Origin of the sequence: Paenibacillus sp. SSG-1 (genome assembly GCF_002224835.1) — a bacterium.
Lineage (GTDB): Bacteria > Bacillota > Bacilli > Paenibacillales > Paenibacillaceae > Paenibacillus_AQ > Paenibacillus_AQ favisporus.
Map to the genome: position 1 here is coordinate 1,078,733 of NZ_MBRK01000001.1, position 19,946 is coordinate 1,098,678.

The 19,946-nt window shown below is 53.8% G+C and carries 18 protein-coding genes; 15 read left to right on the forward strand and 3 right to left on the reverse strand.

The annotated features are described in order from the left end of the window. Positions 1-60: 60 nt before the first annotated feature. The gene (locus BCV73_RS35360; protein WP_218828103.1) at positions 61-261 is read left to right on the forward strand and encodes a hypothetical protein; all 201 of its coding nucleotides are present in this window, start codon (positions 61-63) and stop codon (positions 259-261) included. Between the two features lie 57 nt (positions 262-318). On the opposite strand, the gene BCV73_RS05080 is transcribed toward BCV73_RS35360, so the two are convergent. Then, the gene (locus tag BCV73_RS05080; protein WP_076168878.1) at positions 319-1,296 is read right to left on the reverse strand and encodes a bile acid:sodium symporter family protein; all 978 of its coding nucleotides are present in this window, start codon (positions 1,294-1,296) and stop codon (positions 319-321) included. Positions 1,297-1,554: 258 nt separating this feature from the next. On the opposite strand from BCV73_RS05080, the gene BCV73_RS05090 reads away from it, so the two are divergent. The 4 genes from BCV73_RS05090 (at position 1,555) to BCV73_RS05105 (ending at position 6,247) form a co-directional block, all read left to right on the forward strand. Then, positions 1,555-2,556 carry a LacI family DNA-binding transcriptional regulator gene (locus BCV73_RS05090; protein WP_089546328.1) on the forward strand — a complete coding sequence of 334 codons (1,002 nt, stop codon included), beginning with the start codon at positions 1,555-1,557 and terminating at the stop codon, positions 2,554-2,556. A 328-nt stretch (positions 2,557-2,884) separates the two neighbouring features. Beyond that, entirely contained in the window at positions 2,885-4,243 is a 1,359-nt protein-coding gene (locus tag BCV73_RS05095) for an MFS transporter (RefSeq protein ID WP_089546329.1), read from the forward strand. Between the two features lie 23 nt (positions 4,244-4,266). Beyond that, positions 4,267-5,112, forward strand: a complete 846-nt coding sequence (locus tag BCV73_RS05100; protein WP_076168872.1) for a sugar phosphate isomerase/epimerase family protein — start codon at positions 4,267-4,269, stop codon at positions 5,110-5,112. Positions 5,113-5,152: 40 nt separating this feature from the next. Further along, on the forward strand, positions 5,153-6,247 hold the full coding sequence (locus BCV73_RS05105) for a Gfo/Idh/MocA family protein (RefSeq protein ID WP_089546330.1): 1,095 nt from the start codon (positions 5,153-5,155) through the stop codon (positions 6,245-6,247). Between the two features lie 74 nt (positions 6,248-6,321). Here BCV73_RS05105 and BCV73_RS05110 read toward each other — a convergent pair whose 3' ends face one another. Continuing rightward, positions 6,322-7,092, reverse strand: coding sequence for an SDR family NAD(P)-dependent oxidoreductase (locus BCV73_RS05110; RefSeq protein ID WP_089546331.1), 771 nt, complete (start codon positions 7,090-7,092; stop codon positions 6,322-6,324). 149 nt (positions 7,093-7,241) lie between these two features. Here BCV73_RS05110 and BCV73_RS05115 point away from each other — a divergent pair, with 149 nt between their 5' ends. The 3 genes from BCV73_RS05115 to BCV73_RS05125 all read left to right on the forward strand — a co-directional run bounded on the left by BCV73_RS05115 (position 7,242) and on the right by BCV73_RS05125 (position 9,129). Continuing rightward, positions 7,242-7,826, forward strand: coding sequence for a TetR/AcrR family transcriptional regulator (locus tag BCV73_RS05115; RefSeq protein WP_076168866.1), 585 nt, complete (start codon positions 7,242-7,244; stop codon positions 7,824-7,826). 55 nt (positions 7,827-7,881) lie between these two features. After that, on the forward strand, positions 7,882-8,526 hold the full coding sequence (locus tag BCV73_RS05120) for an alpha/beta hydrolase (protein ID WP_076168864.1): 645 nt from the start codon (positions 7,882-7,884) through the stop codon (positions 8,524-8,526). 150 nt (positions 8,527-8,676) lie between these two features. Then, positions 8,677-9,129: an SRPBCC family protein gene (locus BCV73_RS05125; RefSeq protein ID WP_089546332.1), complete on the forward strand. Its 453-nt coding sequence runs from the start codon at positions 8,677-8,679 to the stop codon at positions 9,127-9,129. 114 nt (positions 9,130-9,243) lie between these two features. Here BCV73_RS05125 and BCV73_RS05130 read toward each other — a convergent pair whose 3' ends face one another. After that, complete coding sequence (locus BCV73_RS05130; protein WP_076168860.1) at positions 9,244-9,897, reverse strand: cell wall hydrolase; 654 nt, start codon at positions 9,895-9,897, stop codon at positions 9,244-9,246. 319 nt (positions 9,898-10,216) lie between these two features. On the opposite strand from BCV73_RS05130, the gene BCV73_RS05135 reads away from it, so the two are divergent. The 7 genes from BCV73_RS05135 to BCV73_RS05165 form a co-directional block, all read left to right on the forward strand. Further along, positions 10,217-12,427 (forward strand): helix-turn-helix domain-containing protein, encoded by a 2,211-nt coding sequence (locus tag BCV73_RS05135; protein WP_256992752.1) that lies wholly within the window; start codon positions 10,217-10,219, stop codon positions 12,425-12,427. A 258-nt stretch (positions 12,428-12,685) separates the two neighbouring features. Then, a complete protein-coding gene (locus BCV73_RS05140) occupies positions 12,686-13,660 on the forward strand; it encodes an ABC transporter permease (RefSeq protein ID WP_084203793.1) in 975 nt (324 codons plus the stop codon). Then, a complete protein-coding gene (locus tag BCV73_RS05145; protein ID WP_076168856.1) occupies positions 13,654-14,568 on the forward strand; it encodes a carbohydrate ABC transporter permease in 915 nt (304 codons plus the stop codon). The genes BCV73_RS05140 and BCV73_RS05145 overlap by 7 nt, the downstream gene beginning before the upstream one ends. An 88-nt stretch (positions 14,569-14,656) precedes the next feature. Continuing rightward, on the forward strand, positions 14,657-16,321 hold the full coding sequence (locus BCV73_RS05150; RefSeq protein WP_481855777.1) for an ABC transporter substrate-binding protein: 1,665 nt from the start codon (positions 14,657-14,659) through the stop codon (positions 16,319-16,321). A 102-nt stretch (positions 16,322-16,423) separates the two neighbouring features. After that, complete coding sequence (locus BCV73_RS05155) at positions 16,424-17,851, forward strand: alpha-L-fucosidase (protein WP_089546336.1); 1,428 nt, start codon at positions 16,424-16,426, stop codon at positions 17,849-17,851. A gap of 186 nt (positions 17,852-18,037) precedes the next feature. Continuing rightward, positions 18,038-18,826: a helix-turn-helix domain-containing protein gene (locus tag BCV73_RS05160; protein ID WP_076168852.1), complete on the forward strand. Its 789-nt coding sequence runs from the start codon at positions 18,038-18,040 to the stop codon at positions 18,824-18,826. A gap of 172 nt (positions 18,827-18,998) precedes the next feature. Then, positions 18,999-19,946 (forward strand): carbohydrate ABC transporter permease (locus BCV73_RS05165; protein WP_343219878.1); only part of this gene is annotated, 948 nt, incomplete at its 3' end.

Below are 19,946 nucleotides of genomic sequence, written 5' to 3' on the forward strand. Positions count from 1 at the left end.
CGGCAGCAGCGGTTTTGCCCCTTAAGGGCGGCAGCCGCATGGATCGAGGCGTGCGAACAAATGAAAGGGAGGGTGATCCGGCATGATGCTTCAGCCAAGTGTATGCCCCATGTGCCACCAGCCGATCAAAAATTTGAAGCATACGATCATTTGCGGCTGCGGGAGCAAAATCAAAACCAAAATCAAATTGAAGTAACGCACTGCGGAGCTAGTATCCGCATAGATAAAATAAATACCGACGGTTTATTCGCGGAAAAGTGAACCAGATAAAAAGAAGCTCACCCGAATCGGAAGGGTGAGCTTCTTTATTGTTTTTTTTTATAATGTCTGGGTATTCCCCGACTCCTCCCGCCGTATTCGAAGCTGTGTGCGGCGGCCGAGCAGGAGTCCGACCAGAGACGCCATCATCTGTTGGAAGACCATGCCAAGAACGACGGGAACGGCGACCGGTGCGGGAAAATAGGCGACGGCCAGGACGGCGCCCGCGCTGATGTTGCGCATCCCGCCGTTGAAGACGAGGGCGACCTGCTCCGGCTCGCTCCAGCCCATCAGGGCGGAGATCGCGAAGCTCAGCAGGTACCCGGCCGCGGCCAAAAAGACGATGACCGCAGCGATGCCGACCAGTCGGGGGCTGATGTCGGACAGATAAGGAGCGACCACGGAGCCGTTGATCATAATGACCAGCGCCATGGCCAGTTTGGAGAACGGATTAAGGCGCGGTCCCCAAACCGGAACGATGGCGCCTTTGCTCCATTCGTTCAAGGCCATGCCGAGCAGGGAAGGGACCACGATCATGCCGAACAGGCTGCTGATCATCGGCAGGATGTCCATATGAACGCTCGTTCCGATCAGCAGCGACAGAATGCCCGGAACGGCGAAAGGTGCTATCAGCGTGTCGACCAGGATGATGGACAATGTCAGCGCGATATGTCCCTTGTACAGGCTTACCCATACGAAGCTGCTGACCCCCGTCGGGATGACCGCGGCAAGTACAAGCCCGGTGATCGTATAAGCATCGAGCGGGAATAGAACCCTTCCCGTGCCGAGGGCGACCAGCGGCATGATCACATGCAAAACGAGCAGGCAGGCGAAGAGCGGCAGCGGCCTTTTCATAACACTGAGAAAATCCTTGAAGCTCAAGCTGATGCTTCCGGCAAATGTCATAAAAGCAAACAGCCAGGGGGACATGAACGTATACGAAGACAGCAAACCTCCGCATAAGACGCCGATGACGATGCTGGCCGGCGTAATCAAAGGCATGATTCGGTTGAGTCGGGCATTCAGCGATTGCAGCATAAGCAGTCCGTCCTTATGTTTTCGTATTCATACATTATACATGGCATGGCAGTATTGAAAAAGGCTGAATCGGTCAGTTGGGCACAGGCGAGCTGTTTGATTTCGGCATCAGGCCTGCTGGATCAAGGGCATTCCGCGGACAGCGTTCTCTATGAAAATATGGAGCTTCAGCCAACCATGGAATTGGAATTGGCCTTGAAATCTATGATAAAATGAAAGATAAACCCAATTGTACGGAGTAAAGGAGCGGCCTATTATATGAGACCCATACAGTTCGTGGCCAAGACGGCCGGCGTGTCCGTTGCGACCGTGTCCCGGGTGCTGAACAACAGTCCCCTCGTCAAGGAATCGACGCGCAAGAAAGTGATGGAAACGATCAAAGCGCTGGAGTATGAGCCCAATTCCCTCGGCAGGGAATTAAGAAGAGCGGAGACGCGCCGGATTATGGTGCTGACTCCGAGCCTCGTCTTTCCAATTATGGCGGACGTGTATAAGGGAATACAGGATGTAGCTCAGAAGAACGGATATCAGGTGCTGGTCTGCGCCTCCGAGGACGACCATGATAAGGAAGAAGAGCTGCTGCAGATGCTCAAGAAAAAAATCGTCGACGGCGTCATCATTGTGGCTTCCACCTTGAGCGCGGAGGAGCTGGATCAGCTGGCGAAAGATTACAGCATCGTGCAGTGCTCGGAATATGAGCAGGTGCAGCACGCTTACAGCGTTTCGGTCGACAATGAGCAGGCAGCCTATGATGCGGTGTCCCACCTCCTGTCTTTGGGTCACCGGCGAATTGCCATGGTTAAAGGGGGAAACGCGAAGAGTTCTTCCGCCGCCCGGGAGCAGGGGTACCGGCGAGCGCTGGAATTGGCGGGGATCGAGGTGCGCCAGGAGTGGATCAGGGAGAGTGACTACGAATACCAAAACGGGTACGACCTTGCCGTCGAATGGCTCCAAGCTGCAGAGCATCCGACCGCCATTTTCTGCTCCAGCGACGCTACAGCCATCGGCTGTGTCAACGGGGCGATATCGCTGGGCAAATCGGTGCCGGATGACGTTGCCGTCGTCGGATTCGACGATACGGTGGAATCGCTGATGAGCCGGCCGCCTATCACGACGGTACGCCAGCCCAAGTATGATCTCGGCCGTGCCGCCATGGATGCGCTCCTGCAAAGCTTGCGCGGAGAAGCGGGCGAGAACAAGACGATCCTGCTGCCCCATGAAATCGTCATCCGGGAGTCGACGGCAAAGCGCTCCCGCTGACAGGTGAAAAATGGGGGTTGCGCTCTTTATAGAAATCGCTTACAATATCGCTTAAAGAAACGGTTACCAAGCAGCCGTTTTTTTAAAACCGCTGAAATGTAATGCGTTACATTTCTAGAAACCGGATTCGCGCGAATCAAAGGTACCGCTTAGCAAAACCAACCAGTAAGGCCAATATCTCTTTTTCATACCTTAAAATGTAACGCATTACATTTTGCCGGAGGAAGGTTGATTTTCCGGATTCATCCGGGGGAAAAGAAGCAAGCATGTTCATCAGGATAGGAAACCGAGAAACCGCATTGTAAAACACAAAAAGTGGTGATGAGACATGGCTCAAGCGGCGGGAAAGCTGTCCTTAAGCGAAAAAATCAGTTACGGCTTTGGAGACTTGGCGTCCAACTTCGTCTGGGGGATGACGACAAGCTATCTGCTCTATTTTTACACGAATGTATACGGCCTGGCCGCCACGGCCATCGGCACCTTGTTTCTGATTACAAGAATTCTTGACGCGGTGATCGACCCGGTGATCGGGGTCATGATCGACAAGACCAGCAGCCGGTTCGGCAAGGCGCGGCCGTTCATTCTCTTTTTGACGATCCCGTTCGCCATCTTCAGCGTCTTAACGTTCATTACGCCGGATTGGTCGGAAGGCGGGAAGCTGATCTACGCCTATTTGACTTACCTGATTCTTGGGATCCTGTATTCCGGCGTCAACCTTCCTTACGGCGCACTGATGCCGATGATGACCAAGGATCCGGAGGAGAAAAACCAGCTCAGCAGCTTCCGGATCATGGGGATGGCCATTGGGGCCATCGCGGTATCGGCGCTCACCAACCCGCTGGTGAAATGGATCGGCGGCGGGAATGACCGCTTGGGGTTCCCGGTTACGATGGGCATTTTCACGGTCGTCGCCGTCGTGATGTTTTATGTGGTGTTTCTCAAGTGCAAGGAACGGTTCTCGGAGAGCGCCGAGAAAACCAAAGAGTTTAACACGCTCACATCGGCTAAGCATATGTTTGGCAATCAGCCTTGGGTGATGATCGCTCTGAACTCCCTCTTCATGTTTCTGCGGATCGGCGTCGTGTTCGGCGTGCTGGTGTATTTCGTTCAGTACGTTCTGGGCCAGCCTGAAATGATCCCGCTGTACCTGACACTCGCGAATGTCGCCAACTTTGTAGGAGGCGCACTCGCCCCGTTTGTACTCAGAAGGCTTGGTAAGCGTAACGGCAGCATCTTGGCCTTGACTGGCGCCGTGCTGCTGTACGGATTGCTGTTTTTCCTGGAAAGCAGTCCGCCATTTCTGTATCTCGTCATTTTCTTTATTGCCAACATAGGCATCGGCATTAACAGTCCGGCCAACTTCTCCATGCTCGCCGATACGGTGGATTACCATGAATGGAAGTTCGGCCATCGGTCCGAAGGCATGCTGTATTCGGCTTACAGCTTCGCCACCAAGTTCGGCATTGCTGTCGGCGGCTCCGTTGTCGCTTATGCACTTGGTTTCGCCGGATATGATCCCGATGCGGTTACGCCGCAGGCGACCGATATGATCCGCGTCCTGTTCTACATTGGACCGATCCTGCTCACCATTCTGCAAATCGGTTGTCTGGTGCTGTATAAGCTGGATAAAGAGCATAAACAGATTGTTCAAGATTTGGACCTGCGCACATCGTCGGTCAAAGCCTAAATATTATAGAGGAGTGATTTCACATGATTCAAATTCCAGTTGGTCTGCAGCTGTTTTCGGTACGGGAAGCGCTGGCTAAAGATTTCGCCGGGACGCTGCAAAGCATAGCGGATATCGGATACCAAAACATCGAATTCGCGTTTCATAACATCCGGGAAGACGGCACGTTCGAGGTCGACTACACGGCGGCGGAGTTGAAGGCCATGATGGACAAGCTGGGCCTGCAGGTGGTCACGAGCCACGTGGCCTATCATCCGAATCTGGATCTGGATGCGGTCATCCGCTATAACGCGGAGATCGGAAGCAAGGGCATCGTTATGCCGTGCGCCTTTTTCCGTGACCGGGAGGATGCGGTGGAATTGGCCAAATGGCTCAATGCGTCCGGACGCAAGTCCAAAGAAGCCGGCATTCAGTTTTACTTCCATAACCATTTTCATGAGTTTCAGGAGTTTGATGGCCAGACCATTATGGACATTCTGCTGGAGCATACCGATCCGGAGCTGGTTCAGATTGAATTTGACACGTTCTGGGCGCTGCGCGGCGGCGTGGATCCCATCGCTTTTATGGACAAGTACGGCAGCCGGATCGGGCTTCTTCACCAGAAGGATCTGGCCCCGTCGGCCAATCCGGTGAATCTGCTGGAGAAGGTTTCTGGGCATTTAACGGATGAAGTGGTGTTCTCAGCCGCAAACCAGGAGGATTTCACTGAGATCGGCGCAGGCGTTATGGACATTCCGTCGATTTTGAAAAAAGCGGAAGAGCTCGGAACGGTTCAATACATCATCGTGGAACAGGATCAGACCGTAAAAGGCGAGCTGGCCAGCGTCAAGGAAAGCTTCGACAACATCCAGCGGCTGCTGGCACAGTAAGGTACAGCTTCGGATAGACAACCAACCGGGAGGGAACCAGATGACTACTTTGAAAATCGGCATTATCGGATGCGGCGGGATCGCCAAGGGCAAGCATTTGCCCGCGCTGGCCAAGCAGCGGCACAAGGCGGAAATGACGGCGTTTTGCGACATCGAGCTGGATCGTGCGGAGCTTGCGGCCAAGGAGTATGGAACGGAAGAAGCCAAGGTATATACGGATTACAAGGAGCTGCTCAAGGATCCGTCGATCGACGTGGTGCATGTGCTTACCCCGAACAGCACGCATGCCGTCATTACGGTCGCCGCGCTGGAAGCCGGCAAGCATGTCATGTGCGAAAAACCGATGGCGATGAATACCGCCGAGGCACAGCAAATGCTGGATGCGGCGAAGCGCACGGGCAAAAAGCTGACAATCGGCTACCAGAACCGGTTCCGTGCGGATTCGAGGGCGCTGTATGCGGCATGTGAGCAAGGGGATCTTGGCGAGGTTTATTTTGCAAAGGCGCATGCCATCCGCAGACGCGGCGTTCCGACATGGGGCGTGTTTATGGATATCGAAAAACAGGGCGGCGGCCCGCTGATCGACATCGGCACGCATGCCTTGGATCTGGCCTTGTGGACCATGGACAACTATAAGCCGAAGCTCGTCGTCGGGTCCGCGTTCCATAAGCTGAAGGATAAGATGGACGGCAACATGTTCGGTCCGTGGAACCCGGAGGAGTTCAAGGTGGAGGATTCGGCATTCGGCTTCATTAAGATGGAAAATGGAGCGACGATTACGCTGGAAGCTTCGTGGGCGCTGAACATGATCAACGCAAAAGAAGCGCAGGTCACCCTGTGCGGTACCGAGGGCGGGGCCGAAATGTTTGGCGACGCCTGGGATAACAAAGGCACGGTGACATTTAACCATACCCGGTATGGGCAGCTGGTCGAAACGAGCACTTCTGAAGGGGGCGGCATCGCCTTTTACGAAGGGGAATCGCTGAACGCCGGCGAGCTGGAGGCGAAACAGTGGATCGACGCCATTCTGGAAGATCGGGAGCCGCTCGTTAAGCCGGAGCAGGCGCTTATAGTGACGCAGATCCTCGAGGCCATCTACAAATCGTCGGAAACCGGCCATGCGATCACGTTGTAATCATCTTTATATATGAAGAGAACTGCCTGTCCTCCGTGATGTGGACAGGCAGTTCTTCGTTTGGGGCAGGGACGTCAGATTAACATGCCTCCGGAAACCTCGATCCGCTGCGCGTTCACCCAGCGGTTGTCTTCGGAGAGGAGGGAAGCAATCATCGGCCCGACGTCATCCGGAAGTCCGGCGCGTCCAAGCGCCGTCATGCCGGCGATCTGCTGATTCAGCTCGGCGTTGTCGCGCACCATGCCGCCGCTGAAGTCGGTCGCGATTGCTCCGGGAGCCACCGTATTGACGGCGATGCGGCGCTCGCCGAGCTCCTTGGCCAGGTACCGGGTAAGCACCTCGACCGCGCCTTTCATCGAGGCATAAGCGGCGCTTCCCGGGATGCTCATGCGCGTCAGCCCCGAGGAGATGTTAACGATACGCCCGCCATCGTTAATGAGGGGGAGCAGCTTTTGCGTCAGGAAAAAGACGCCTTTGAAATGGACGTTGTACAGCTGGTCCAGTTCTCCTTCGGTTGTCTGCTCGATGGAGTTGTGATGCGAGGTTCCAGCATTGTTAACCAGGTAATCGAACCGCTTCGCCCCAAGCTCCGCCAAGACTTGGCGGACGTTCTGGGCGAAACCGTCAAAGGAAGAGGTGTCTGCCGTGTTCAGCTGCAGGGCGACAGCCTCCCGCCCCAGATCCCGGACGGACTGGACGACCTGCTGCGCTTCGGCTTCATTGGTGTGATAGGTAAATATCGAATCGACGCCGCGCTTGGCAAGCTGAAGAATCGTATTGCGGCCCAGACCGCGGCTTCCGCCGGTCACGAGTGCGATTTTTCGATCAGAGGTTTGTAAAGTCATTCAAAAGACCTTCTTTCCATTGATTTTCCCAGCGATCATGTTTACTAACTAACTGGTTAGTTCATAATATATAACTAACTAACCGGTTTGTCAATGGCTTAAAAATCGTGATATAGTAAATCCTATGCAAAAACACGGGAGGAACCACTATGCGTAACGCCGAAGCTACAAAAGAGAAAATACTGGAGGCGGCCATGGCCGAGTTCTCCGCCTACGGAATTGCCGGCGCCCGGGTGGACCGGATCGCCAAGATGGCGAAGTGCAACAAGAACATGATTTATATTTATTTTGAAAATAAAGAGCAGCTTTTCTCGACTGTGCTGGAAATGCATCTGACGAGAGTGTACGAGGAGTTTGCCTTTACTCCGGAAGATCTTCCGGGGTATGCCGCGCGGGTTTTTGATTTTATGATGGCCAATCCCGACCTGATGCGGCTGATGACATGGTTTACGCTGGAGCAGAAGACGGAGCAGCTGGATCAGAGGAAGGAAGCCCATAACCGCAAAATTGCGGAGCTGGCGAAAGCACAGGAGGCCGGGCACATCGGAACGGATTTTTCCCCGGCGTTTCTTCTGACCAGTATCATGGTTCTGGCCACGGCCTGGATGCCCACCAACCCGTTTGGTCCATCGATCGATCCGGCTAGTAGCGGCAAAACCGATGAGCTGCGGGAAGCGATCATGAGGGCGGTCGGACGGTTGGCGGGCGAACCCGCCTCTAAGGAAAATCGCTGATCCAGATAAAAAAGGGAACCCTCATTAGATAGGTCCGAAAGGGAGGTTTTTTTGGATGAAGATCATGGCAGACTGGGTGCAGGGCTATAAAGACAGGAAAATATCCTATACCTTATTGTCTAAAGCAGAATCCAACACCAGCGGCTTGGCGATCATTTTTCCGGGACAGGGATACACTGCACAGGCACCTCTTTTGTACTACTCCATGGGGATTTATCTGAACCAAAACTACGACGTGCTGCAGGTGAACTATCAGTACAACGATCCGTTCTACCGGGATTTCAGCTTTGATGAGATGGCCGAAGCGATCCGCATCGATGTCGGCGCCGTAATCGACCGTGTGCTGCAGAACGCATCCTACGACGATTACATTCTGATCGGCAAGTCCATTGGAACGATTGCGCTTGGGTTTGAGGTGCAGCGTGATCTGTTCCAAAAGGCCAAGGTCATCTGGTTTACGCCTCTGCTGGGCAGAGATTTCGTCTGGAACGCGATGTTGGACAGTAAGCAAAGAAGCCTATGCTTCATCGGCGACAACGACAGCTGCTATATCGAGGAGAGATTTCAGCAGCTTCGGGCAAATCCGAATCTGCTGCTGCGCTTGATCCCCGGCGTGAATCACGGCCTGGAATACGAAACCGATCTTTTTGCGTCGATGGACGTGTTAAAACAGGTGATGAAGGAAGTCGAAGCATTTTAGTTCGGTATTTCGTTCAAGCCCGCTCTTGGAGCGGGTTTTTTGTTTGCTTAAAAAAGTGGCTTGCACCTGACGCGGCGTCACCTTTTATAATGGGTCTACCGGTAAAAAATAGGCGCCTAAAAAATTCTACCTGTGGGAGGGGACATTGGCATGACGATCGGAAAGAACGAAATTATTTCCACTCGGGTGTTCGACGCACCGCAGCACCTTGTGTATCAGGCTTGGACAAATCCAGATTTATTAGCCCGCTGGTGGGGGCCCCACGGGTTCACGAATACGTTCCATGAAATCGACATCACGCCGGGCGGAGCCTGGAAATTCACCATGCACGGACCGGATGGCCGGGATTATCCGAACGAGAGTGTTTTTGTAGAACTTGTCCCTATGGAGCGGGTCGTCCTGGATCATCTCTCCGAGCCCCAGTTCCGTGTTACGGCGACGTTTGAAGAAGAGAAGGGCCAGACTAAAGTTGTTTTTCGCCAGACGTTCAAAAAGGAAAAGCAGTTTGAGCAGATCAAACAAATGTGCATCAACGGCAATGAGGAAAATTTCGACCGGTTCGGCCAACTGCTGGAGGAAATGAAGTCCGGCACCGCGGGTTAAGCGGAGCTTAAGGAGAGCGGGATGTGACAGTCATGGCAGGTGGCATTCATGATGTTTACTGCCATATTAAAAAAGGCCCAAGGGCATGATCCCTTGGGCCTATGTACGTTGATATCAAATGGCAAAGACATGACGTCCGATATTTACGGTACGGGCGCGCGTCCAAATCCACTTGTTCGTTGCCGTTTTCGGGTTATAGTAGTAGAGCGAGTTATGGGTCGGGTCCCATCCGCGCACGGCGTCGATGGCGGCGCGGTAGGCGGTCCGGTTCGGCTTCATGCCGTACTGGCCGTCGCTGACGGCGGTGAATGCGTTCTTCTGAAAAACGACGCCTTGAATCGTGTCCGGGAACTCGTCCGACTGAATCCGGTTCATGATGACGGCACCGACGGCTACTTGTCCTTTATAGGACTCGCCGCGGGCTTCAGCGTAAATGATTTTCGCCATAATCTCCATATCGTTTTTGCTTAAGGTGTACTTCCGGAGCTGTCTCCATGTAGCGGGACCGACCGTGCCATCCGCAACGGCGCCGTACTCCCTCTGGAATTCCTTGACGCTGGCTTCCGTGCCGGGGCCGTATTTTCCGTCAAGCGTACCGCCATAGAGACCGAGCACCTGCAGCCGGTACTGTAAATCAGAAACTTTGGGATCCTCGCTCCCTAATTTAAGGACGGGAGCCGCTTCGGCATGATCAGCCTTCCACGCGAAGCTTTGAATGACTAAGAGGACGACGAGGATCGAGGTAACTGCCCATTTTTTGGTTGTCATCGAAATCATCTCCTTCACGAGGCATTATAACGGGAGGAGGACGGACAAGGCAAAGCCATAAACTGGAAAATAAGTGGTAAAACCTTGCGGCTCTAAGCGAAATTTTGGAAAACCGGCGGCGTTAAAATGATGGTGCGGGTTCGTTTTTTTGCACGTTATGCATTTGGAACTAATGAATTCGAAGCCGCAGGATGCTATAATTGAACAAATATGAAAGCGTTTTACTAGGACGGCGGACAGAAGATTTAGGAGCCATACATAAGGAGTGCAAGAACGGATGGGGAAACGGAATTGGTTTTACCGCCAGCTTTTTTCATATATGCCGGCTTTTTTGATCGTCATTTCGTTTATTTTTTTCGTTTTCTTTCAAATGCTTGGGGATCAGAGCCGCAAGGAAGCCGTAAAAGCCAATGAGACGCTGATGCTGCAGGCGATGAGCTCCATTGACTCTTCCCTGAAAACGATCGAGCAGATGCTGATGACGGAACTGCTGAATAATCCGGATTTGTCGACTTTTTACAAAAGCGGAACCGAAAACGACTATTACCTGAACATCCGGATCGTCAAGTTTATGAATAACTTCAGAAATGCCTATCCCTTGGTGGATTCCATTTATCTCGTTCGGTCCAGCGACGGATTTGTCCTGAGCAATGCGACCAGCTCCAGCCTGGAAGACTATCCGGATGCGCCTTTTATCGAGCCGTATATCGAGCAGGCCAAGAAGGATGAGGGCTGGAGCGGTGTCCGCCATTTCGAGGAGTTCAGCATCAAAGGGCCGAAGCGGGTCGTGAGCCTTGCGCTGAAGGCGCCTTTCCTGAAGACCGGGCAGGGATTTCTGGTCGTGAACGTAACGGCGAATGGGCTAAGCCAATTGATTGAGAGTATGTACAGCCGGGATGTCAGCTACATCCATATCATCGACAAATCGGGGGCAGACGTGCTTCCGAACGGTAAATCAGAGCAAGAGCGCAGCATCGTGTCGAGCGCGATTTCGCCCGTGACCGGCTGGGATTACCAGAGCGGACTGATTAACGGAAAATGGGTGGACGTAGCCAGCCAGCTCTATAACGTCTGGTTCATCCTTGGGATCGTCATGATCGCCGCAGGCGGCTTATGGATCGTCTATGCCGCACGAAAAAATTACAAGCCGATCGAAAGGATCGTCACCCAGGTTCAGAAGTTATCCCAGACGAAGGCGGCGGCCCTGATGCAGGGCAGCGGCCAGGACGAATTTACCTTTTTGCAGTCCGCCATTAACCAGATGCTGGAGCAGTCCAACACCTATCAGCGCCAGTTCCGCGAGGATCTGCACGTCAAGAAGGCGTATTTGTTCCAGCAGCTGGTTGAAGGGCAGCATCTTCCGAAATCCGAAGAATGGGAAGCCTTGCGGGACACGATGCAGCTCAATGATCTCGACATGCCGCAGGTCGTGTGCGTCGTAGAAATCGACAAGTTTGCTTCGTTCTGCAGCCAGTTCACCCAAGAGGACCAGTACTTGATGAAGTTCGCCCTGAAGAGCGTCATCCAGGAAACCGCCCAGGAGCACGGGGGAATCGTGTGGACGGAATGGATTTCCGGCGACGGGCTCGGAGTGCTGGTGCAGATCGAGGAGACGGACGATCCCCGCGGCCGGGTCACGGATATGCTGGACCATGCAAGAAGATGGGTGCAGGAGCATTTGAAGCTTACCGTAACGGTCGGTGCGGGAGCGGCAGCCCGGTGCCCGGCCGAAATTCCGGAATCTTACGCCCAAGCCCAGCAGGCTCTGAAATATAAAATGGTTCTCGGCAGCAACCGGATCATTTTCTATGATTCGCTGGCCAAAGAGGATCAGGGAGCCATGTTCGACTATTTTCAGCTGGTCCACTCGATCGCCCAATCGTTCCGGCTCGGCAAGCCGGACTGGAAGGATAAATACGGCCAATTGATTCAAGGCATCGGGCAGCATCTGCTGAGCCGCGACCATATCGTCAGCCTGGCGGATTATTTGATCTATTCCATCGGGCGGGAAATGGGCAAAATGACGAAGGAATACCAGGAGCTGTGGGAGGAGACCGGGCACCGTCCCCTGCAGCAGGCGCTGCACGCGTCCGATACCTTTGAGCAGGTGGAAGAGAGCTTCATGAAGACGCTGGAACGGTGCTATGAACAGCTGCTGCAAATTCAAGTCACCCGGAATCATTCGGATACGATCCGCAAGGTCCGCGAAACGATGGAGCGGGAATTCGCCAATCCGGATTTGTCGCTTGATTTTCTCAGTGAACGGTTCGATCTTCCCTCCAAAACGCTCAGCAAATTGTTCAAGGAGGAAACCGGGCAGAAGTTCGTGGACTATCTGATCGAGCTTCGGGTCGGCCGCGCGCGGACGCTGCTGGAGAATACGGACCATGCCGTGCAGGAAATCGCCGAAGAGGTCGGATATTTGAATGTCATTTCGTTTGGTCGGATGTTTAAAAAAATCGTGGGCCTGTCCCCGGGGGAATACCGTGAACACATCACCCGGACAGAGCGGGATTCAGCCGCTCTCTGACAGGCCATTTGCGCCGGTTCCTCAAGGTGCCGTATCCCGCCGGGACAGATCCCTGCGGGATTTTTTTGGGTATAGACCAGGCCGGTAAGAAAAAAGTTGCACGGAGAAAAAGGTTTAGCCCTTCAGATTTTTCCTATGGGAACGACGATTCATTAGCATTGCGGAAATAAGTTGACCGGGCGAAAGTTGTATATTGAACGCATCCGTGCCGTGCCGATAACATGAAGGCAACTCAAGCGCAAAGGAGAGTCGGCAGGTATGGAAGCAACTAGCAGCAAGGCGGCTTCGCCGCATCCCCCCGGATTGGCCGCCCGCCGGAAGAGGGCGGGGTCACAGGCCGGCCGGAAAATCAGGAAGCACTGGCAGTTTTATTTGCTCGTCTTCCTCCCTCTGCTTTATATCGTCATTTTCAAGTACGTGCCGATGTTCGGCGTCATCATCGCATTTAAGGAGTACAACGTCGTACAGGGCATCCTCGGCAGTCCGTGGGCCGGGCTGAAGTACTTCAAGCAGCTGTTCGATACCCCGTTCTTCTGGCAGTACTTTAAGAACACGCTCGAAATTTCGCTGTACGGCATGGCCATCGGATTTCCGGCGCCGATCATTCTGGCGCTGGCGCTGAACGAAATTCGCAACGGCTTGTTCAAGAAATCGGTTCAAATGATTACCTATGCGCCTTACTTTATATCAACGGTCGTGATCGTCTCGATTCTGATCGTCAACTTATCGCCGAATGTCGGGCTCCTCAGCAACATCTTCAGGTCGCTAGGAATGGAGCCGATCGATTTTATGGGCAAGGCAGGGTACTTCAAAACGATTTACGTCCTCTCGGATGTGTGGCAGTTCACCGGCTACGGGGCCATCATTTATATCGCGGCGCTGTCCGGGGTCAATCCCGATTTATACGAGGCTGCCAAGGTAGACGGAGCTTCCCGGTTTCAGAAAATTGTCCATATCGACCTTCCCAGCCTCGTTCCGGTCATCGTCATTATGCTGATTCTGAACCTGGGACAGATCATGGGACTGGGCTTCGAGAAGATCTACTTAATGCAAAATCCGCTGAACCTGAACACGTCGGAGGTCATTTCGACTTACGTCTACAAGATCGGCTTGCTGGGCGCCAACTTCAGCTTCTCGGCCGCGATCGGGCTGTTCAACTCGGTCATTAACTTTGTGCTGCTGATCCTTGTCAATTTCATCGCCAAAAAGATCTCGTCCAACAGTTTATGGTAGGAGGTGCGAAAAGCGTGCAATCAACGAAAATACGCGAAGCGGTAGCGGACCGGCTGTTTCTGGGCATCGTCTACCTGTTTTTATCGCTGGTGCTGATCGTCATTTTATTTCCATTGCTGCATGTGCTGAGCGCATCCTTCAGCTCGCCGGCGGCGGTGACGTCCGGGAAGGTGTGGCTCTGGCCCGTGAATTTCAGCCTGGTCGGCTACAAAGCGGTATTCCAAAATTCCGATATTTTGATCGGATTCGGCAATTCGCTCTTTTATTCAATCGTGGGTACGCTCATTAACGTTTCGTTCACCGTGATGCTGGCCTATCCGCTGGCACGCAAAACGTTTTACGGCCGCGGGCTGATTATGGTGGTGATCGTGTTTACGATGTTTTTCGACGGCGGGCTGATTCCAAACTATCTGCTCGTCAAATCCCTGGGTATGGTCAATACGAGATGGGCTATGATCATCCCCGGCGCGCTGGCCGTATTTCAGGTCATTATCGCCAGGACGTTCTTCCAGTCGCTTCCCGACGAGCTGGCCGAGGCCGCTGAAATGGATGGGTGCAGCGACATGAGATTTTTTCTGCAGGTCGTACTGCCGTTATCCAAGCCCATCCTTGCGGTATTGTTCCTGATGTATGCCATCGGGCATTGGAACGCTTACTTTAATGCACTCATTTACCTGAAAGACAACAGCATGTTCCCTCTGCAAATCTTCCTGCGGAACATTCTCATCCTGAACTCGGAAAATTCCGACATGATGACCAATGTGAACAGCCTGCTCGTGCAGCAGGGGCTGAAGGATTTGCTGAAATATTCACTCATCGTCGTCTCCAGCGCGCCGGTGTTGATCATTTATCCGTTTGTCCAGAAGCATTTTGTTAAAGGAGTCATGATCGGATCGCTGAAGGGATGAAGACGGTGAACGGAATTTCGTAAGGGGGGTGTGACCGGGCTAACGCTGCAGGATGTTTTGAAGTGGTCATTTGTAAGGGGGCATGGATATGAGCCATTCAACCAAAGGAGGAGTTTCTTTGAAAAAACGGGCATTTATCGGCTTAAGTGTGTTGTTGGTATTATCCCTTCTGCTGTCGGCATGCGGAGGCTCCAAGCAGGAGCAGAATGACGCAGGGGCTGCCGCCTCGGATCCCAGTAAACCGGTGGAGCTGTCGGTATTCGCTCCGCAGCAGGCGGGGATCGAAAACATGGACGTCAACAAGTTCTCCAAGTACATCGAGGACAAGCTCGGCATCAAGTTTAATTGGAGCACGGTGCCGGACGCCGGCTTCAGCGACAAAAAGCTGCTGCTTCTGGCGAGCGGCGACTACCCGGCTGTCATTATGAACGCGGGCATATCCAAAGCGGACCAGATCAAATACGGCCAGCAGGGAGCCTTCATCCCGCTGAACGATCTGATCGATCAGTATGCCCCCAACATCAAAAAGGCGATGGAGGACGTGTCTTACCTGAAGCAGGGCATGGTCGCCCCGGACGGCAAAATTTACGCGCTGCCGAAGCTGAACGAATGTCTGCACTGCACCTATGGGCAGCGGATGTGGATCAATACTTCCTGGCTGGAGAAGCTGGGCCTGTCGATGCCGACGACGACCGATGAGTTTTACAATGTGCTGAAGGCCTTTAAGGAGAAAGACCCGAACGGCAACGGCAAAGCCGACGAAATTCCGTTCACGACCTCATCCGACGGCGTGTGGGGAGGCGGCGTGGATTCGTTCCTGATGAACGCTTTTATCTATGACAACACCTCGGATTACTTAAGCATCAAGGACGGCCAGGTCATCTATTCACCGGCGCAGCCCGAATGGAAGGAAGGCCTGAAGTATTTGCGGAAGCTGTTTGCCGAAGGCTTGATGGACAAAGCGGTCTTTACGCAGAACAACGATGCGGTGAAGCAGCTAGCCAATAAGCCGGACGCCGCCGTGGGCACTGTAGGTTACGCGCTGCTTAGCAGTGCCTTCAGCGTGGATGACTCGAACCCGAGACATAAGGATTACGACGTCGTCCCGCCGCTGAAAGGACCAAATGGAGTCCAGCTGACAGGCTACAGCATCGGCGCGGGCGACGGATCGTTTGTGATCACGAACAAGGCGACGAAGGAGGAACAGGTCGCTGCCATCAAACTGGCGGACTACCTCTGGTCCGAAGAAGGAACGGTCATGACCTCCTGGGGCTTTGAAGGTGAAGGCTGGAAAAAAGCCGACAGCGGCAAGCTGGATTACAACGGCAAACCGGCGAAGTATGAAGTCGTTCCGAAAGCTCCGTCCGCGAACGGGGAAACGAAGCTGGACAATTTCTGGTGGCAGCTGGGCACGATGCAGATGCTTAACTCCATCCGCGAATCCTTTGCCGCTCCAAGCGATCCGCTGGGCAACGGTGCCTACGAATACCGCTTATGGCTGGCCGCCAAAAAATACGAGCCTTTCGCCAAGCCGGAAGTCGTCTATCCTGCGGATACGTTCATTGACCCGGCGGACGCCATGACGGTTGCGCAAATGCAGAAGTCGCTGACCGATTATGTGAAATCGAGCCTGGCGCAGTTCGTGACGGGCAACAAAGACATCGACAAGGATTGGGACAGCTACATCGCCGGCTTCAAGGGATTGCAGCTGGATCAATACTTGGCGATCTACCAAAAAGCGTTAAAGAAATAAGGGACGGCAGCCGGATATCTGAGGTGTAAAGCAGGTATCCGGCTTTTACAAGGAGAACAAGGTATTCATACCTGTAATCAAAACCAGGATGGAGGGCATTTCATGATGGTAACGACCGAAAGGATCCGCTACGCCGCACAGGTTCAGCCGACCGAACGGCAGCTGGCCGTGCAGGAGATGGAGTTCTACGCGTTCATTCATTTTACGGTCAATACGTTTACTGACCGGGAGTGGGGGGACGGGAAGGAGGATCCGGCTATCTTTAATCCGGCGGAGCTGGATGCCGGCCAATGGGTGGCGGCGATCAAGTCAGCCGGGATGAAGGGGCTGATTCTGACGTGCAAGCACCACGACGGTTTCTGCCTCTGGCCGAGCCGGTATACGGAGCACTCGGTCAAGAACAGCCCGTGGAAGGACGGGCAGGGCGATGTGGTCCGGGAAGTGTCGGAGGCGTGCCGGAGGGAAGGGATCCGCTTTGGCATTTACCTGTCCCCCTGGGACCGGCATGAGCCTACATACGGCGATTCGCCGGCGTATAACGAATATTTTACCAATCAGCTGAGGGAGCTGCTGACCCATTACGGCGACGTGTTCTGCGTCTGGTTCGACGGCGCCTGCGGCGAAGGGCCGAACGGCAAGCGCCAGGTGTACGACTGGGACGCTTACTACGCGCTGATCCGCGAGCTGCAGCCGGAGGCGGCGATTTCGGTCTGCGGTCCGGATATCCGCTGGTGCGGCAACGAAGCCGGCCACTGCCGGGAATCGGAGTGGAGCGTCGTGCCTGCGTCGCTGCGGGATAACGAGAAGATCCAGGCGAAATCGCAGCAGGAGGACGATCCGGCGTTTGCCCGGAGCTACCGGTCGGAGGACGAGGACCTGGGCAGCCGGGCGGTCATCGAACACGAGCAGGATCTGGTCTGGTACCCGGCGGAGGTCAACACGTCGATCCGTCCGGGCTGGTTCTACCACGCCTCCGAAGATGACAAGGTCAAATCGCTGGATGAGCTGATGAACGTATATTATGGATCGGTCGGCGGCAATGCGACGTTCCTTCTTAACCTTCCGCCGGACCGGCGCGGTCTCATTCATGAGCGGGACGTCCAGCGCCTGCAGGAGCTGGGGGACCGGATCCGCAGCACGTTTGGCACCGACTTGGGGGCAGGGGCCACTTTGGAGGCATCCGTTCAGGCAGAAGGCCATCAAGCAGACCATGTTCTTGACGGACAACCGGACACGTACTGGGCGCCGCCCGAAGGCACGGAGCAGGCTTCGCTCACGCTGGATCTGCAGAGGGAGACCGCCTTTGACCACGTCGTGCTGCAGGAATACCGGTACAGCCAGCGGGTCGAGCGCTTTGAACTCGAGTATCTGGATGGGGACACGTGGAAAACTGCTTATACGGGTACGGTGATCGGCCACAAGCGGATCTGCCGCTTTCCCGCCGTCAAGAGCCGTTATATCCGGCTTCAAATCCGGGAATCCCGGTGGTGTCCGCAGATTTCCTCCATTCGGATCTATCTGCAGCCATAGAGCGGAACCATTATAGTTTCTTTTCAATCGTATACTATGAACTGATTATACTCCTCGCTGAGGCGGGCCCGTATAGGGTCTGTCCATCGGGGAGTTTTTTTGCGGTTATCCGACATTCCCGCCTCAGTATAATGTTAATGAACTTCGAACCAACAATTTCAAATCATGGAAGGTGGGATATTCGTATTGGATAGATCTTCACTGTACACCGATCTCGTAACGTACCCTTCCGGATGGAAAATGGGCACGCATGTGCATCCCCATTTCGAAATCTGCGTGGTCACTTTCGGACGAGGTGTGTTCTATGCTGAAGACCAGGTCTTTTCGATTCAGGAGGGGGACGTCATCCTGATCACCCCCGGCGTACCCCACGACTACAGCTCCGTTACACCGATCCGCTTCGCCGTCCTGCAGGTTGACCATTTGTCGCATGAGCTCGAACGGTTATTTTTTCAAATGACAAATGAAGAATCGCTGCACCTGTTTCCCCTGGCCCATTATGCATTGGAGCGTTTTGAGAAGTTGTTCAGCGTGTGGCTCCACATGACCTCCGTCCGCCCGAATCAGCTGTTTAACCGGTTGTTAAAAACGTGGGTCGAGTTATTTATGCTGTTTTTATTGGACCGCATCGAACAACAGGATTCCAGAATTACCTTGGACGCCATTGCCGAGTATATCCGCACCAACCTGGACAAAGAAATGAGGGTGACCGATCTGGCGCGGATGATCCGCATGTCGGAGAGCGGGCTGCGCTCCTGTTTCAAAAAGACTTACGGTCTCTCACCCAAGCAATATCTACAGCAGTACCGGATGTCCGAGGCCAAAATGCTGCTTACCTTCTCCGACAAGACGGTTCAGCAAATCGCGAGCGGGGTCGGATTCCCCAATATTCATGCCTTCTCCGCCTGGTTTCAAAAACAGACGGGGATGTCTCCCACCGCCTGGAGGAAAGAGCAGCGAAGAAGGGGCGGGTGAGAAGTCGAAGGCTGTCTTCGGAAAATGTTCAGCGATAATCGTAAAACTTGTGAAGTTTTTTATAAATACAGCGAAGGCGTCCCTTTATAAAATAGGCTTGCACGTTTAAGAAAACGCTGTCAAAGGAGGGGGAATCTGCTAAATCCGCAAAAATCGGCTAGGAGGTGTCTGCTTGTCCCGTTCAAGTGCAGAGGTTCGGCCGTCTGTTCAGGCCCGTTCGTCCAAGGGAACCATGAGCAAAATCGCAAAAGTGAATCTTCGGAACGGTCTGCTGTTCGTTTCACCCTGGCTGGCAGGGTTTGCCGCTTTTTCGCTGCTGCCGTTTCTGCTATCCCTGTACTACAGCTTTACGACCTACGATGTGGTCAGTTCGCCCGTATGGGTAGGGTTGGATAATTTTGTGCAGTTATTCAAAGACCCGTTATTCTGGAAATCGATTACCAACACGATGTACTATACGTTATTTTCGGTTCCGCTCGGCATCGTCTTCGGCGTGGCGCTGGCGCTGCTGCTGAACATGAAGGTGAAAGGAATGGCTTTGTACCGGACGATTTTTTACCTGCCCAGCATCGTTCCGGTTGTGGCGTCTTCCGTACTGTGGCTGTGGCTGTTCGACCCGCAGTTCGGACTGATCAACGGCCTGCTGGATGCCATCGGCATTGCGGGTCCCGGGTGGCTGGTCGACCCGGCATGGTCGAAACCTGCCCTGATCGTGATGGGGCTGTGGGGCGTCGGCGGCGCGATGATCATCTACCTCGCAGGGCTGCAGGATATTCCGCAGGAAATGTACGAGTCGGCGCAGATCGACGGGGCGGTATGGTGGCAAAAAATCGTCTATATTACGCTGCCGATGCTGAGTCCGGTCATTTTCTTCAATTTAATTATGGGCCTGATCGGTTCCTTTCAGTATTTTACGCAGGCCTACATTATTACGTCCGGCGGACCCAACGATTCTACGCTGTTCTATTCGCTGTATCTGTACAAAAACGCCTTTTCTTACTTCCATATGGGGTATGCCTCGGCTATGGCATGGATTTTGTTCCTGCTGATTATGGCCGTCACGCTGCTGGTATTTAAGAGCTCGGCACGCTGGGTTTTCTATGGCGGGGGAAGGGAAAAA